Source organism: Acinetobacter sp. 1124_18A (assembly GCF_052824995.1).
In genome coordinates this window covers 504,719-520,161 of record NZ_VTDF01000001.1, presented here as the reverse complement: position 1 = coordinate 520,161, position 15,443 = coordinate 504,719, and the positions used below count along the sequence as shown (strand labels likewise).

The 15,443-nt window shown below is 37.6% G+C and carries 14 protein-coding genes; 7 read left to right on the top strand and 7 right to left on the bottom strand.

The annotated features are described in order from the left end of the window. The first annotated feature begins 33 nt into the window (after positions 1–33). Positions 34–867 carry an SDR family NAD(P)-dependent oxidoreductase gene (locus FY048_RS02560; RefSeq protein WP_446090015.1) on the top strand — a complete coding sequence of 278 codons (834 nt, stop codon included), beginning with the start codon at positions 34–36 and terminating at the stop codon, positions 865–867. A 125-nt stretch (positions 868–992) separates the two neighbouring features. Here FY048_RS02560 and FY048_RS02555 read toward each other — a convergent pair whose 3' ends face one another. Together FY048_RS02555 and gltS are read right to left on the bottom strand one after the other, a co-directional pair. After that, positions 993–2,819 (bottom strand): monovalent cation:proton antiporter-2 (CPA2) family protein, encoded by a 1,827-nt coding sequence (locus tag FY048_RS02555; RefSeq protein WP_004643402.1) that lies wholly within the window; start codon positions 2,817–2,819, stop codon positions 993–995. Between the two features lie 113 nt (positions 2,820–2,932). Continuing rightward, positions 2,933–4,168 carry a sodium/glutamate symporter gene (gltS, locus tag FY048_RS02550; RefSeq protein WP_003650798.1) on the bottom strand — a complete coding sequence of 412 codons (1,236 nt, stop codon included), beginning with the start codon at positions 4,166–4,168 and terminating at the stop codon, positions 2,933–2,935. A 360-nt stretch (positions 4,169–4,528) separates the two neighbouring features. Here gltS and FY048_RS02545 point away from each other — a divergent pair, with 360 nt between their 5' ends. Continuing rightward, on the top strand, positions 4,529–5,680 hold the full coding sequence (locus FY048_RS02545; protein ID WP_446090014.1) for an alpha/beta fold hydrolase: 1,152 nt from the start codon (positions 4,529–4,531) through the stop codon (positions 5,678–5,680). 114 nt (positions 5,681–5,794) lie between these two features. Here FY048_RS02545 and FY048_RS02540 read toward each other — a convergent pair whose 3' ends face one another. Continuing rightward, positions 5,795–8,035, bottom strand: coding sequence for a fatty acid desaturase (locus FY048_RS02540; protein ID WP_446090013.1), 2,241 nt, complete (start codon positions 8,033–8,035; stop codon positions 5,795–5,797). 107 nt (positions 8,036–8,142) lie between these two features. On the opposite strand from FY048_RS02540, the gene FY048_RS02535 reads away from it, so the two are divergent. Then, positions 8,143–9,162 (top strand): AraC family transcriptional regulator, encoded by a 1,020-nt coding sequence (locus FY048_RS02535; protein WP_446090012.1) that lies wholly within the window; start codon positions 8,143–8,145, stop codon positions 9,160–9,162. A gap of 22 nt (positions 9,163–9,184) precedes the next feature. Here FY048_RS02535 and FY048_RS02530 read toward each other — a convergent pair whose 3' ends face one another. Next, positions 9,185–9,808, bottom strand: coding sequence for a TetR/AcrR family transcriptional regulator (locus FY048_RS02530; RefSeq protein ID WP_446090011.1), 624 nt, complete (start codon positions 9,806–9,808; stop codon positions 9,185–9,187). 238 nt (positions 9,809–10,046) lie between these two features. On the opposite strand from FY048_RS02530, the gene FY048_RS02525 reads away from it, so the two are divergent. Together FY048_RS02525 and FY048_RS02520 are read left to right on the top strand one after the other, a co-directional pair. Further along, entirely contained in the window at positions 10,047–11,132 is a 1,086-nt protein-coding gene (locus tag FY048_RS02525) for a hypothetical protein (protein ID WP_446090010.1), read from the top strand. Positions 11,133–11,249: 117 nt separating this feature from the next. Further along, a complete protein-coding gene (locus tag FY048_RS02520) occupies positions 11,250–11,723 on the top strand; it encodes a hypothetical protein (RefSeq protein WP_016137613.1) in 474 nt (157 codons plus the stop codon). Between the two features lie 110 nt (positions 11,724–11,833). Here FY048_RS02520 and FY048_RS02515 read toward each other — a convergent pair whose 3' ends face one another. Continuing rightward, a complete protein-coding gene (locus FY048_RS02515) occupies positions 11,834–12,583 on the bottom strand; it encodes an NADPH-dependent F420 reductase (protein WP_446090009.1) in 750 nt (249 codons plus the stop codon). A gap of 110 nt (positions 12,584–12,693) precedes the next feature. Between FY048_RS02515 and FY048_RS02510 the strand changes: the two genes are divergently transcribed. Then, a complete protein-coding gene (locus FY048_RS02510) occupies positions 12,694–13,056 on the top strand; it encodes a winged helix-turn-helix transcriptional regulator (protein WP_446090008.1) in 363 nt (120 codons plus the stop codon). 52 nt (positions 13,057–13,108) lie between these two features. Here the strand turns inward: FY048_RS02510 and FY048_RS02505 are convergent, their stop codons facing one another. Beyond that, positions 13,109–13,966, bottom strand: coding sequence for an SDR family oxidoreductase (locus FY048_RS02505; RefSeq protein WP_446090007.1), 858 nt, complete (start codon positions 13,964–13,966; stop codon positions 13,109–13,111). Positions 13,967–14,093: 127 nt separating this feature from the next. On the opposite strand from FY048_RS02505, the gene FY048_RS02500 reads away from it, so the two are divergent. Next, positions 14,094–14,468 carry a winged helix-turn-helix transcriptional regulator gene (locus tag FY048_RS02500; protein WP_016137609.1) on the top strand — a complete coding sequence of 125 codons (375 nt, stop codon included), beginning with the start codon at positions 14,094–14,096 and terminating at the stop codon, positions 14,466–14,468. 135 nt (positions 14,469–14,603) lie between these two features. Here the strand turns inward: FY048_RS02500 and FY048_RS02495 are convergent, their stop codons facing one another. Next, positions 14,604–15,410, bottom strand: a complete 807-nt coding sequence (locus FY048_RS02495; protein ID WP_446090006.1) for an oxidoreductase — start codon at positions 15,408–15,410, stop codon at positions 14,604–14,606. Positions 15,411–15,443: the final 33 nt, after the last annotated feature.

The following is a 15,443-nucleotide window of genomic DNA, read 5'->3' as shown; positions in this document are numbered from 1 at the left end:
AACTATTTTTAAAGATTTTATATAGAGAGTGCAATGAGTTTACCCAAAACTGAAGTTTGCAGTGTGGTCATTACAGGCAGTACAAAAGGTATTGGTTTAGCCCTTGCCCATGCTTTTTTAGATCTTGGATGTTCTGTTGTCATTGCTGGACGTAACCCAGAGCATCTTAGGCAGGCTCTTTCTCATTTAGAAACTCACTTCAATAAAGAAAAATTCATTGGCCTATGTTGCGATGTGACTCAAATTTCTGATGTGCAAACCCTATGGGATGGTGCAATTGAGCGCTTTGGGCAAATCGATGTGTGGATTAATAACGCAGGAAGCTGCCACCCCACCAAAGACTTTATCGACCTTCAACCTGATGAATTAAACGCAGCCGTTTCAACTAATATTCTAGGCACAATGTTGGGGTCGCAAGTCGCTTTAAAAGGCATGCTCAAACAAGGTTATGGTCAAATCTTTAATATGGAAGGTTGGGGAAGCAACGGCGAATGGAGTGCAGGCATGACGCCTTATGCAACCACAAAACGAGCCGTAAGCTATTTCAGTAAAGCACTTTATAGAGAGACAAAATCGACTCCAATTTTAACTGGCACACTAAGCCCAGGCATGGTTGCAACAGACCTGTTAGTTTCTTCTTGGACCAATGGCAACATCCAAAACTGGAAAAAGATGAAACGGTTATTTTTCTTTGTGATTGATCCGCCAGAAATTGTTTGTGCTTATTTAGCAAAACAAATTATTCAAAATAAAAAAGCCAACCGACGCATCGCGTGGATCACGCCGTGGAAGCTTTTCCTTAGATTTTTGCAACCTTATTACTGGCGTAGAAACCCAGTGAAAGGTACAGCCTTAGAGCATTTGTAGTCAGGCTTATAATGTGACTAAAAATCTAATCTCACTCAGTTAAGATGGTTTGATTAGCAGGCGCATCAGGTTTATTGTTCAGTAAAAGTTCTTCTAAAGAGAGCTTTTACTGAACTTTATACTCATCAAGAATCGTTATCTGAGCTATCTTCTTTATTTAAAATCCGTCCTTCTCGTTTTGGTCGAATCAATGGTGCTGTTGGTCGGGGATGCGTATGTGTATATTGCATACCGACTCCCGCATTTACGTCATCTGCTGCGATTTCAGTTTCAAAGCGCTCATTATCAAGATCTCGAATTTCCTCAGTAATTCTTTCTACTTCATCTTCATCCACACCAAGTTCTTGTAAAATTACTCCCCCAAACTTAATCGCAGATTCAAACGTTTCACGGATCATGAAGTCTACTTTTTGTTTGACTAAATGCAGTGAGTGCTCGCGGTCATATGAACGGACTAATAATTTCGCTAAAGGAAATTCATGAGTGACGAGTTCCACAATTCTATTGGTTGTTTCTTTACTGTCTACACACACCACAATCGCTTGTGCTGTTGCAGCACCAGAAGCATGTAGAATATCTAAGCGGCAGCCATCGCCATAATAAATTTTAAAACCAAATTTTTCAGCGTTTCGAATCATGTCCGTATTATTATCAATAATGGTGACATCTACCCCTCTTGCCAATAATAATTGACTGGTGACCTGTCCAAAACGCCCAAATCCAATCATTAAAACGCTACCGCTTAAGCCCTCAGCAATATTGACGTTTTCTAATGAAACATTCGCTTTAAATTGAGTAAACCGTTTAAAAATAATACCTACAATTGGAGTCAACACCATTGAAAGCACAACAATAGCGGTAAGATTAGATTTAATTGTACCGTCAATAACTTGTGCACTTAATGCAGCAGAGAAAAGTACAAAGGCAAACTCTCCGCCCTGAGCCATGAGTAAGGCACGGTCCAAGGCTTCAGTATGAGGGCTTTTCGTTATTCGGGCGACAATATAAATCATGAGAGCTTTGGCAAGCATCAGTGCAATTACACCACTGACAATGAGCTGCCAGTTTTGAGCAACCACTGATAAATCCAATGACATGCCAACCCCAAGGAAAAACAGGCCCAGCAAGATTCCTCGGAATGGTTCAATATCAGCTTCAATTTGATGTCTAAACGTTGATTCAGATAAAAGCACGCCAGCTAGGAAAGCACCCATCGCCATGGACAAACCGCTGACTTGCATAAGCAACGCTGCACCCAACACAACCAATAAGGCAGCGGCAGTCATGACTTCTCGGGCTTTAGCCGCCGCCAAGAGTCTAAATAATGGATTAAGTAACCAATAACCTGCCGCAATAAGACCTGCAATTGCGATTAAACCAATGCCTATATTTTCTAAACGTACAGATGTGCTTTCAACCACATGATTAGGTGCCATAAAAGCAACAATAGCGAGCAATGGTACAATCAGTAAATCTTCAAATAATAAGATGGCTACAATTTTTTGCCCACGAGGCTGAGTCAAGTCACCGCGATCGCCCAATAACTGCATCACAATAGCAGTCGAGGTTAATACAAACCCTGCGGCACCAATAAAAGCAACTTGCCACGTAAAGCCAAATAACAGTCCGACGCCAGTCAAAGCCAGTGCACAAATGATGATCTGTAGTGTGCCAAGGCCAAAAATTTCGCGTCTAAGGCTCCATAAATGTGACGGCTGCATTTCCAAACCAATCAGAAATAGGTACATCACAATTCCCAACTCGGCAATATGTAAAATTGCGGTGGAATCTTGGAAAAAAGCAAAACCGAATGGGCCAATAATCAGACCTGCAATTAAATAACCTAATACCGAACCTAAACCAATACGTTTAAAAATAGGAACTGCAATTACAGCCGCCGCCAATAAAACCACAGGGGCAACCAAGCTAATTGAATGTGCTTCTGCGCTCATACATTTCTCATTTTATTTATCTGCAATTTATTCTATGTGAAACTATGTTTAAGGGCGATTATTAGTTTTGAGAAAAAGAATCCATAAAAAAAGCCCTGACGGGCTTTTTTTGATTAAACAACAAATTTCAACATCAGCTGAATAACCGTTGCATTAATTAAATCGACAAAGAATGCGCCACAAAGCGGAACAATTAAAAATGCCTTATGCGATGGTCCATACATGTTCGTAATGGCCTGCATATTTGCAACTGCTGTTGGCGTTGCACCCATACCAAAACCACAGTGCCCTGCTGACAACACTGCTGCATCATAGTTTTTACCCATCACACGGAAGGTCACAAAGGCTGCATATAACGCCATCGTAATAGTTTGAGCACCCAAAATTACCACAAGCGGCCCAGCCAAATCTGCAAGTTGCCAAAGCTTTAATGAAAGCAATGCCATTGCTAAATAAAGTGATAATGATGCATTACCAAAAACATCAATCGCACGGTCAAAAATATCAATTTTTAAGACGCTTTCTAAGATGTTTCTTAAAATTACACCGCCACCCAGCGCCCAAACAAAGGTTGGTAACTCAAACCAAGTACCTTTACTAAAGCCTGTCATAAATTCAGCAAATGCCAAACACGCTGCGAACATACCCAATGTAGTAATTGCATTGTCAGCAGTAATTAAACGAACTTGATGAGGGTTTTCAAACGGTGCAAGGTCATCCGAATTTTGTTCAACATGACCATCACGCTGTTGGATTTCAGCATTAGTTTTGGGTTGAGCAAGGCTATAACGATTGATAAGCAATTTGGCTAACGGGCCACCAATCACACCACCAATAATTAAACCAAAAGTCGCACTCGCCATTCCTAAAGCTAGAGCACCCTGAATACCATGCTGAGTTTCTAAAATTTCACCCCAAGCTCCGGCTGTACCGTGACCACCTGTTAAGGTAATTGAACCCGCAATTAAGCCAATGAGGGGGTCAAGACCAAGCAACGTCGCAAGACTCATGCCTACCGCATTTTGCACCACGATGAAAGACGCTACACAGACTAAGAAGATAACCAAAGCCATACCGCCTTCTTTAAGCTTCATAAAATTGGCACTTAAACCAATAGAAGCAAAGAATACGAGCATAAAGCTGGTTTGTAATTCGCTACTAAAAACAATGCTATATCCCCATATGGTATGGACAAGTAGCGAGACGACCGCAGCAACTAAACCACCTGCTACAGGTTCAGGAATATTGTAGCGTTTTAAAAAATCAATTCGATTAACAAGAAAGCGGCCCAATAATAGAACGATGACCGCCGAAATTAGTGTATAAAAACCATTAAAAACAAATTCCATATATACTACTTTCTAATTACATTCCTAACGGATTGTAAAATAATTATATTTTATTTTTTAATATGTAAAAAAAACACAAATAAACTTTACAAAATTACCCTAGCAATCAATTTTCACGATTCTTAAGAAAAACTTAAATTTTTAAATATTTTATACAAAATCACACCATACAATTAATTTAATTATTTAATTTCAACCACTTAAAATTAAATATTGTTAATTAAAAATAATTACTCCTTGATACCTTAAGCAAAAAATCCTGTCTTTTAAGTCACTGAACTTCGCTCTCATTCCCTTTAATATCCTTAAAAGACCAGCTCATTATTGTTCTGGGCAACATCTTTATAGGTTTTATATTCAATGAGTTTATTGCTTAAAGTTCGACAGAACGTTCCACAGCTACAGTCCATTAAAAAATCTCTTCAGACAGGTGCTGGTCAAAAAATACCTCACATGCTGATTAATGCATCGGATCTATTTTTTAGAGGTCCTCAAATTGCATTGTCAGGAAAAACACCATTTGATGTGATTTATAAGCATGAAATTATTAGCTTAAGACATTATAGAAATGAGACGAATACTTCTGCGCCTAAACATCGCGTACCATTAGTTATTGTTCCGCCGTTAGCAGTAAACATGCTCATTTATGATTTGTTTCCTACACGTAGTTTTGTCCAATTCTTTTTGGAGCAAGGGTTTGATGTCTATCTAATTGACTGGGGCGTGCCCACCCGACATCAAGCAAAATACAATTTCGGCACCTACATTAAAGTCTTTATGCCTGAAATGTTAAAAGAGGTCCGCGCGCACAGTGGTCAACAACAGCTTTCTTTACATGGCTGGAGTTTAGGCGGGGCACTCTCGCTCTGCTATACCGCATTATTTAAAGATAAAGATATTAAAAACCTAATTATTTTAGCTTCCCCTATCGATACACATAAAGCTGGTTATATGGGCAAACTCTATGGCAGCTTAACCAAACCTGCACAATGGGTTCGCAAACATACGTCGTTTCGTATTCGCCACCATGTGCCAAGTAAGGCGTTTCATATTCATGGATGGCAAAACACTCTAGGCTTTAAATTAACCGATCCAATTGGAAATCTAAAAACGTATTGGGAACTTTTTAAAAATCTCGATAACCGAGAATTTATTGTTGACCATGCAACAGCAAGTTCATTTATCGATAACATGCTGGCTTATCCCGGTGGAGTCATGCGTGACATCATCCTTCGTTTCTGGATTGATAATGAACTATCGAATGGTGTAGTGAAATTTGGTGAACTTACAGCCTATTTAAAAGATATTAAATGTTCAGTGTTAGCGCTGGGTGGTAGTACTGATATTATTGTGACCACTGAAGCGGTTAAACCTCTCATGGATTTAATTAGCAGCCAAGATAAAACATTTAAAGTCGTGCCTGGTGGACACATGGGTGTCGTTTCTGGAAGCCAAGCCCCTACTTCAGTCTGGCCAGAAATGAGTCATTGGTTAGTTGAGCGTTCAGGTTAGTTCGTTTAAATAATATCGGGAACCAGCGTAGCAAGCCATACGCTGGCTTTTATTGTTGTGGTGATTAACTCTTAAGCTTTAAAGTAAAAATTAATAACTCCATATTCAAAGATGTTAAATATCCAGAACCAACTTATCCGAACGAGGCAAACTGTTACAGGTGGTAATACGTAAATCTGGTTGTGCCTTATATTGATCTAAAGTAGTAACGCCTTGTAGCTTATTACAGACACAAGCGCGACATAACCCTCTTTCACATCCCGACGGAATATTAATGCCAGCCAAACGTGCAGCTTCTAATAGCGTCGTTCCTCCATCAACTACAATATCAATACCACTCCGAGCAAAGTGGATAACATGATCTTTACCATCAGTTGGGTGCTCTACTACCGGAGGGGTAAAACTCTCTGTATGAAATTGTATTTCAGGTAATCCTAAATCCAGTAACATAGATTTTGAGGCAGCAATAAATCCTGGTGGAGCACAAACATACACTTCATGCGCTGTTATATCGGGAACAACTTTAGATAGCAACTCAGCACTTAGTTTCGCCTGATACATCTGCTCTGAAATCGGATAATTAGGGTCTATCTCATCACATATAAAATGCACATCAAAACCAGATAAGTTGGCAACTTCACGTAATTCATGTTCAAAAATAATAGATCTCTCATTACGGTTAAAATAAAGTAACCTAACTTGACTATGTGGAGCTTCACGTCGTGCCTTACGTAACATACTCAAAATTGGCGTAATACCAACACCACCCGCAAGGAAAACAATCTGTTTAGGTACTTCTTTCAGAATAAAATCGGGAGAGGCCTGCGGTACTCCCACCAAAATCATATGCGAATTTTTCTTAATATGATCATTGATGTAATTTGAAGCACGTCCGCCCTCTACACGTTTGACGGCAATTTCTAAACAATGATCAGCCTCGTGACTGTCTCTTAACAAACTATATTGTCGAACCAGACTTTCACCATCGACTTCAACCCGTACAGAAATAAATGCACCAGCTTCCCAAGTTACGTTTTCCCATCCTTGGGGTTTTTCAAAACGTATCATCAATGCCTGATTCTCTGCTTGCGGAAACACAGCTAAAACCTTAACAGGCACATTATAAAAACGAGGTTTATTTAAATATGTCATATTATCTGGCAGTTTATATTGGGCTCCATATACGGCTCGACGTAATAATTCCTTAGGATTTTTTAGTAGTTTTAAAAAATTTCCGTTTTCTTGCTCACCTACAGGACTCGCCAATTTGAGCACATTGACCATCATATCTGGTACAACATCTTCAAGAGACATAACATTGTAAGGTAAGCCATGCTGCAAACAGATTTCTTTAACAAAGGGCTGGATTTCTCTTTGACGATTACATGGTAGGTCTGGAAATAAATGATGCTCTAAGTGCGTGTCCAATCCGCCATAAAACACACCAAATGCAGGTGGATTATCGAATTTAACTTCCTCTTCCAACAATGTTTTAAAATAATTATCAAGTTGGGCATAAGGCGTAAAATTACTTGTTGCTAAAATTTGACGACGAAAATACTCTTCTTCTGTTTCACTCAATCCCGGGTCACTAAATAACTCAACATTGGGTGAATGGTGTTCCAGAAATAAGACGGCAACAGTCAAATCATAGCCCAAAACTGTACTCAGATAATTTCCAAAAAATGTCGGCAATATCCGATGAGGAGAGACCGAAAGAGGATCTTTCCAAAAATGCTGAGTAATATATTTTTTTGTCAGTTTTAAGGTTTGTTCAATGGTGGTTCGACTAAGTACTTTACGCCCTTCTGTTTTAGCGGCTGATGCTCCAGTAAATAAAGAAAATACAAGATTAGGTGTTGTTAATAATAAAACCCACAACAGTGGAAGTTGCAAAGTATGGTGACCATACCATGGCTGACCTGGTTTAATACGTAAAAAGGAATATCCCAAATCATGGTCTACGCCAACGATATTAGTAAAAGGATGGTGATTTTGATGATGCATCACACGCCATTCATAAGGATCCACCATAAAATTCCAAACCCAACGTTCAGAATGGAAAGAACCTGCTTTTGGCAAATGATCATAACTACCATGCATGATGTTATGACCAAGTTCAGAAAACTCAAGTAATGTATGCAATGCACCTAATATCGCGCCACGCATTATGGCATTACGTTTTCCACCTTGTTGGATCAACTCATTACTACGCGCTTTGATAGCTTGAGAGTAAGCGGCAACATTTCTGATATGTTCTAGGTCTGCATCACCAACTTTTGCTTTAGTTTGATCATATAAAGCTTTTAAAGCTGCCGTTAAACTTTCGTGCTTGCCGTCTTTATTATTTAGCATTTTATATATCCCTATCGGATTTGATCCTATCCGAAAAGATATAAAGTTTTGAACATTAGCAGAATGACTTTATACTACCAAACTTGACATTTCATGACACACAAAGCATGTCTATACAATTATATTGGGATTTTCCTCGCAGTATCAGTGCTATTCGCATATTGCTTATGATAGGTCAGCAACATGGTTTAATACCTGAAAGTTGTATAAAAAACACGCACATTTCTTTGGATGATTTGTCGCAACCTAACTTTGAGGTAAAAGCAGAACAAGAATTTTTAGTTATTCGAAACTTACTTAAACTACTAGATCCTACACTTCCCTTGAGTATAGAAGCAGGTCTAAGGCACCATACAACCACATTTGGTGCATGGGGTTTTGCCATTCTTAGTAGTCAGACAATGAAAGAAGCTTTGCATTTTGCTATGCGATACTTTCAACTTAGTTCCATTTTTTGCAATTTAGAAGTTATTCAGGAAGATATATATACATTACTGATTTTTGATCATAGTCAATTACCTGATGACTTAGCGTGTTTTCTGGTTGAAAGAGATCTTATAACGGTTATATCAATTCAACGAGATGTCTTGCCTATACAGTTTCCTGTAATGAGCATTAATATTGCTTTACCTGCACCTGTGTATGCCGATAAATTTCCCGAATTAACGGGATATCCAATTCAATTTAATCAACCACGTAGCTGTATTATCTTTGAAAGCAGTTTGCTTGATTTACCATTACCTCAAGCAGACCCATTTATTCGTGCACGATATGAAGAAGAATGCCAACAACTTTGGACGCGAAGAAGTTCTCTAGGCAGCTATAGCCAAAAGGTCAGAAATATTTTACTCCAACAACCCTCACAAATGCCCAGAATTGATGAAATGGCAGCCCATCTTCAGGTCAACCTCAGAACATTACAACGACATCTCGCAATTGAAGGAGTTACCTATGAACAGCTTATAGATGACATTCGTAAAGACTTAGCCGAAGACTTACTTAAAACCACCAATTTAACAGTTGAAGAAGTTGCTATTCAATTGGGTTATTCCGAAGTTTCAGCATTTTCCAGAGCCTTTAAACGTTGGAAAGGCATTTCTCCCCGAAATTTTAGGTGGCAAAAATAAATTTAGATTTGTATTTAATATTTTAATGCTTATCCGCGCCAGCTCCAGTAAGCAAACTCGTTGCATAATTCATAATTAATAAGACTAAATTATTCGCTTTTTCTTCTGATTCAGCCAAACGCCCTTCTAATAAAAGATGAGATAGGCCATGTACAAGGCTACAACTCAACATTGCTAATACTTCAACTTGAGCATCATTTTCATCCACACCTAATATTGAAGCAGTTAATTGATGTAACTGAGTATATGTATTACCCACTGCCTCTTTTAACTCAAGTGCTTCATTCTTTTGTAAGTCAGGATTAAACATCAAAGCAAAGAGATTTCGATTATTTTTTGCAAAGTTAATATAGGCTAAACCAAATAATTTTAACGCCTCTGGCTGAGAATTAGCATCTTGCAACGTTTGGCTTTGCTCCTCTTGCAAGAGCTGAAATCCTTTTGCTGCCAATGCTGCTAAAAAGCTCTCTTTATTTTCGAAATGCCGATATACCGCATTGGCACTTACTCCAATTTGTCTCGCCATTTCTCGAAAACTAAGGCTCTCGGCATCATTATCTTTTAAATGAACTAGTCCTGCATTTAATAATTCTTCACGTACATTTCCATGATGATAATTTGATTTTTGAGATTGTATAGAAGACATGTTGACACCGCGCACATATTATAAGCATAATGTGTGCACTGAACACATTATGCTTTTACTGTAGTTTTATCCTCCCCAGAAGATAAATCCTATTTATGTTCAGTAAGAATGCTTAAACAAAACAATTACCTAGAATCACACTCAAACAATAAGGCTGTGAAGCAAAGGATACTGGGCTCATAAAGTAAATTTTTAACTTTTCTCTTGAGCCTAATTATCTTTAAGCAAAGGAACTGATATGAACAATCTTAGAAGTATAAAACAGGCTTTGTTATTTACAATACCATTGATGTTGGTCAGTTCCCTTGTAAACGCCGAACTTAATCGCTTAGATGACAAAAGTTTATCTGGTGTAACTGGTCAAGCATTATTTAATCTAACCAATATTGCAGCTAATCAAAATGGTAATCCAAATACAGATGTAGGTTTTTATCGTCTCGGAATGGAAGCTCAAGTAGAGTTAAATGCCAATATTAAACGTTTACAGTTAGGTTGCGGTGGGACTAAAGGAGTGGGTTGTGACATTGATATTGAAAATATTAGTTTAGCAGGTGTCCTCCCCGTAAATGGTAGCTATGCAGGATCAGATGCCGTTATTACTAATCCTTTTATCGAGTTTGCTATAAAATCGCCGAACAGTGCTTCTACTCGAGAAATTGTTGGCTTTCGCCTTGGGGCATTAGGCATATTAGGCAAGCTTGGATTGGGATCAAATACAGATTTAACAACATTAGCTGATGACACAGCAGGAATTAACTCTTTATCTGGTGATTTGAATTTAACACTTACGAATACTGTTCTGAAGAATGTAGTGATTGAAAATGGATTGATCTCTACAGAAGCACATATTAATGATTATAACAAACAGCTTATTCTTAACCGCTCTACATCAGCAACGCTGGATAATGTAGTAGCTAAAACTGGTCCACTAAGACTATTAGGTATCTTAGATCTACCTTTAGGTTTAACTCTAAGTAATGCCACATTAAAAGATTATCCTCTATCTGGTTTCCATGAAATTTTACTAGCTCAGGATGCAGCAGGAACAATTCCTACTAGTGACACATCACTATCCTTACAAAAGCAAGCTATCCAGTGGCAAAAAATTAGTTCTGGTAGCTTCGAAAATACGGTAACTGCTCAACCTGGATGGTGGCTTTCCTTACCGAAAGTTATTCTTACTGATATCGAAACACAACAGCGGATTGATGTAGGACTTGGGGAAGCACTCGGAGGATTAGTTGGTCGAGAGTTAATTATTAATCCTATCGACTCTGGACAAATAGGCATTAAAAACTGCTACGGGAACTTAAAGTTTTGCTAAGTAAAATGGCGTTCAAACCTTTATATGACCATTAAATTAAAAAAACTCATCGTTTTTATATCATTATTAGCAGGGCTGAATACGACCCAAGCTACCACAGTCTATAGGTCAATAAATATGTGCTCAGCTTCAGTCCAACATATACCTGATAATATCCAGAGTTCTATCTCTAAACTTAAAGTAGGCTCAATAGAGTCAAATAGTTCAAACATCGCTTTTATTATTGCGTCCGCAATTACTGCAAAATACGATAAACAAATAGATTTAGACCTTATTACTGTTTACCTGCAAGCTCAACGAAATCAGAAAAATTTCCATTATTCACTACTTGATATCAAGAAAACTTTCGAGAATTTCAATATATCAGTTGAAGCAAAAAAAAATGCATCGCCCTTTGATCTGTTAAATTTAAGTAATGAAATACTGATTAGTATTGATCAACAAGATCAGCTCTTTGCACTAGTTGGCTCGTCGCAAGAATATGTATATTTAATTTACGGAATCATGAACCGAAAAGCGCTGATCTGTCCTCTTAAAAAATCTTTATTTATTCAAAATTTCACTACAAATAAGTTTTTAATTCTTAGATAGTTGCCACCAGCCCCATTAAATAGAGAATTTTTATTAATCCCAATAATTAGGCTTATTTAATCACTAGAAAAAAATAAGCCTATATCTTTTTTAAAATTAATTTTAAAAAACTAATCGACTATTGGATTTAAATCTCGGTTCATTTGTACAATATCCTGATGTGTTGGATTAGCCCCTAAGCTTGAGAAGAGTTCAGGTAAATGATCACGTTTTTTTGGGGCCTCTCCTTTTTGAGCAATAGCGAGTCCTTTCTTCATCATGTTCTGGTCATAATCGCAGCAATATGCTGGAGTAGATGGCTGTTGTCGCCAAGAATTCTCCAAATTCCCTGCATCTACAGGGTCAAACCCTATGTCATTAACAAGACTCATAACAACATTTTTTGCAGGTGCACTATCTCCAGCTACAGCTATTGCTAATCTGTTTTTACTTCCTTCAACTTGACCTAACTCTGCAAGTGAATAAGCTAAAATATTATTAAAAGCTTTAACAACAGGCTGATTAATCTGCTTTGATACCCAAACACTTTCGGTCATCCCATGATCGAGTTCTTGAATATGTGGATCACGGAAATCAGGATAATAATTGCTGGTATCTATAACTATTTTCTCAGGTGAGGCCAAGCTAAATAAGTCCTTAGGCAGCTCTAGTATTGCAGGTAATGGAATAGATAAAATAATGATATCTGAGTAATTAACAGCTCCATATATATCCACTGCTACTACATTTATTTCATCTGCAATTTTTCTTACGCCTTCCACACCTCTAGAGTTTGCAACATATATTGTATGACCTGCTTCTTTTAAAAGACGTGCAAGAGTCTTTCCAATATTGCCAACACCAATAATACCTATTTTCATAAAATCACCTTTTCAAGAACTTTAATACAGTTAACACTTTAAAGTTTAAAGACAAGCTGAGATAATAGGAAGTACACACAAAAAAGTAAGTATATATCTAAAAGGTAAGTATGAAAGCAGCTCGTGACTGGAATTGTGAAGATCCTCAGCAACGGATGGTATGGGCAAAAATCACATCTGAAGCTCTTAAAGTTATTGAAGGAAAATGGAAAATAATCATCATTTGCCAACTTTTTGCAGCAAAACACCCCTTACGTTTCTCTGCTTTAGAAAAGCTTATCGAAGGTGTTAATCAAAAAATGCTGATTCAGCAACTTAAACAATTAGAGCAAGATGGGATTATTAAACGTACTGTTTATCCACAAGTTCCCCCTAAAGTTGAATATGAACTTAGTGAAATAGGATTGGCTCTTGGACCTTCAATGGAAGCACTTATTGAATGGGCAGAATTTAAAAATCAAAAAAAGGCCTAAATCATAAAACTTAAGCCTTTTTTGTTTTTTTGATAAGCGCTCTACCAGCAACTTAAGATAAAAATTCTTTAATAGTTTCTTGCATACTTGTAGTAGCACGACCAATTAGTTTGTGCAGGTCTTTGCTATCACTATATAAAGCATCTTTAGATACACCATCATCTGAGTTCGCTAATATAGTGGCAAAACCTTCTGGTAAACCTACTTGTATCAAGAGCGCCTTATATTCCTCTTCCGATAAATCGTTGTAAGTTACATCTTTTTTGCTGATTTCAGTTACCCACTTTGCAACATCATCAAGCGTATAACTTGTATCACCTGCCAACTCATAGACTTTATTCTCATGCCCTTCTTGAGTTAATACCACGGCAGCAGCTGTCGCATAATCTAAGCGTGAAGCAGAAGCAATTTTACCGTGATGCGTGGCCCCGAAAATTTTGCCCTGTTCAACTGCTTGTGCCAACCCCATTGCATAGTTTTCGCTGTACCAGTTATTACGTAATAATGTATATGGGATGTCCGATATTTTTAAATATTGTTCAGTCTCAACATGTTCTTGTGCTAATAGAAGCGGTGATGTATCTGCTTTTAATAAACTTGTATAAACAATAAATTTTACGTGAGCAAGTTTTGCTGCATTAATCACATTTTGATGTTGTGCTGTTCGTTGACCAATTTCACTCGATGAAATTAATAAAAGCTTATCGACACCTGCCAATTGAATTGAAAGTTCATCTGCATTATGAGCATAGTCAAAAGCACGAACTTCAATCCCTTTTGAACTTAATTCTGATGCTTTTTCTGGATTGCGCACCAATGCCACAATATTTTTTGCCTCAGTTCGTTCAAGTAATTGCGAAATAACAAGTTGGCCTAGTTGGCCTGATGCACCAGTAACTGCAATACGCATAATGTTCTCCATCTGATCTAGTTGATATATTTTAATCATCGTAGTACCTTAACTTACTAAAAGTAAGTACTTACCTTAAAGTAAGCTCAGAAACAAATGTAATGTTTTGTAATTAAGGTGATGAGCGATGAAAGGATATGTTTTTTCAGCAGATTGTCCCTCTCGAAAAATTTTGTTAACACTCACTAGCCGCTGGAGTGTGTTGATTTTAGTTGCACTTCGAGATAAACGTTTGCGTTTTCATGAGTTAAAGAAAATTATTGATGGCATTAGTGAAAAGATGTTGGCGCAAACCTTAAAAACGCTTGAGAAAGATGGTTTTATCTTACGTCAAGATTATGCAGAAATACCGCCTCGTGTAGATTATCAATTAACAGATTTTGGGAGAGAAGCCTCTGAACGACTCTTTGATTTAACCACTTGGCTTGAAAATAATTTATCCGAATTATTAGAAAATCAACCTAGTAAAGACATAGTTCAAAACGGACTCGAAACTAGATAGATTATTGTATATTCAGGTTTTAGGCTGCTTTCTTCACTACTTTTTGTGACTATTTTTTTAATAATCAGGTAAGGTTATTTTATAAAAGGATCTGAATAAAAAATTTATTTAGATCCTTTAAAAACAACTTAAAGTTTATTTCAAACCAAAAGTCTTTCGAATACTTTTATCAACTGGACCACTCGGCATAAATCGACGCAACTTGCTTAACAAAGATGCTTGTCCAGATGGGGTACGGCGCATTTGCCAATCACTGAGTGCCGCTGTAACAATTGTATCAGCAACACTATCGGGCTGAGGAGCCTGATCAATCTGCTTTAATACGGCTTGAGTAGCGAGATCACGCTCATTGTCATATTCAGGAATTTTAGAACTTGCTACAGGAGCATTTTTATCTAAATTAGTTTTCGTAAAAGAAGGCTGAACAATGGATACCCGAATTCCAAATTGGCGAAGCTCGTGATCTAAAGATTCAGATAGTCCCTCAACTGCATGTTTGGTTGCCGAATATAGCCCCATATACGGTGAAGGTAGGAATCCCAAGACTGAACTAATATTTATAATTCTTCCATAATGCTGTATGCGCATATAAGGCAATACTGCTTGTGTGGTACGAAGAATGCTAAATACATTGGTGTTAAATAAAAACTCTGCTTCTTTTATCGAGGTCTCCTCTACTGCACCAATTAAGCTTGCTCCAGCATTATTAACCAAAATATCAATATGCCCAGCTTTATCAATAATAGAATGAATCCCGAGCTGGACAGAGTCTTCATCTGACACATCCATCTCAATAAGTTCAACGCCTTCTATAGGTTGAGCTTTGAGTTTATTTCTGACTGTACCGAAAACTTTATGACCGAGTTTAGCAAATTTTTCTGCTGTAACTTGCCCAATGCCAGATGAAACACCTGTAATTACAACCACTTTTGAGTTTGACATATGAACTCCAATACCTTTTAAATTTGAAAATTT

Bases quoted from the DNA above. Each gene is read 5' to 3' on its own strand.
- FY048_RS02560 (WP_446090015.1), top strand. From the start codon at position 34: ATGAGTTTACCCAAAACTGAAGTTTGCAGTGTGGTCATTACAGGCAGT.
- FY048_RS02555 (WP_004643402.1), bottom strand. From the start codon at position 2,819: ATGAGCGCAGAAGCACATTCAATTAGCTTGGTTGCCCCTGTGGTTTTA.
- gltS (WP_003650798.1), bottom strand. From the start codon at position 4,168: ATGGAATTTGTTTTTAATGGTTTTTATACACTAATTTCGGCGGTCATC.
- FY048_RS02545 (WP_446090014.1), top strand. From the start codon at position 4,529: ATGAGTTTATTGCTTAAAGTTCGACAGAACGTTCCACAGCTACAGTCC.
- FY048_RS02540 (WP_446090013.1), bottom strand. From the start codon at position 8,035: ATGCTAAATAATAAAGACGGCAAGCACGAAAGTTTAACGGCAGCTTTA.
- FY048_RS02535 (WP_446090012.1), top strand. From the start codon at position 8,143: ATGTCTATACAATTATATTGGGATTTTCCTCGCAGTATCAGTGCTATT.
- FY048_RS02530 (WP_446090011.1), bottom strand. From the start codon at position 9,808: ATGTCTTCTATACAATCTCAAAAATCAAATTATCATCATGGAAATGTA.
- FY048_RS02525 (WP_446090010.1), top strand. From the start codon at position 10,047: ATGAACAATCTTAGAAGTATAAAACAGGCTTTGTTATTTACAATACCA.
- FY048_RS02520 (WP_016137613.1), top strand. From the start codon at position 11,250: ATGTGCTCAGCTTCAGTCCAACATATACCTGATAATATCCAGAGTTCT.
- FY048_RS02515 (WP_446090009.1), bottom strand. From the start codon at position 12,583: ATGAAAATAGGTATTATTGGTGTTGGCAATATTGGAAAGACTCTTGCA.
- FY048_RS02510 (WP_446090008.1), top strand. From the start codon at position 12,694: ATGAAAGCAGCTCGTGACTGGAATTGTGAAGATCCTCAGCAACGGATG.
- FY048_RS02505 (WP_446090007.1), bottom strand. From the start codon at position 13,966: ATGCGTATTGCAGTTACTGGTGCATCAGGCCAACTAGGCCAACTTGTT.
- FY048_RS02500 (WP_016137609.1), top strand. From the start codon at position 14,094: ATGAAAGGATATGTTTTTTCAGCAGATTGTCCCTCTCGAAAAATTTTG.
- FY048_RS02495 (WP_446090006.1), bottom strand. From the start codon at position 15,410: ATGTCAAACTCAAAAGTGGTTGTAATTACAGGTGTTTCATCTGGCATT.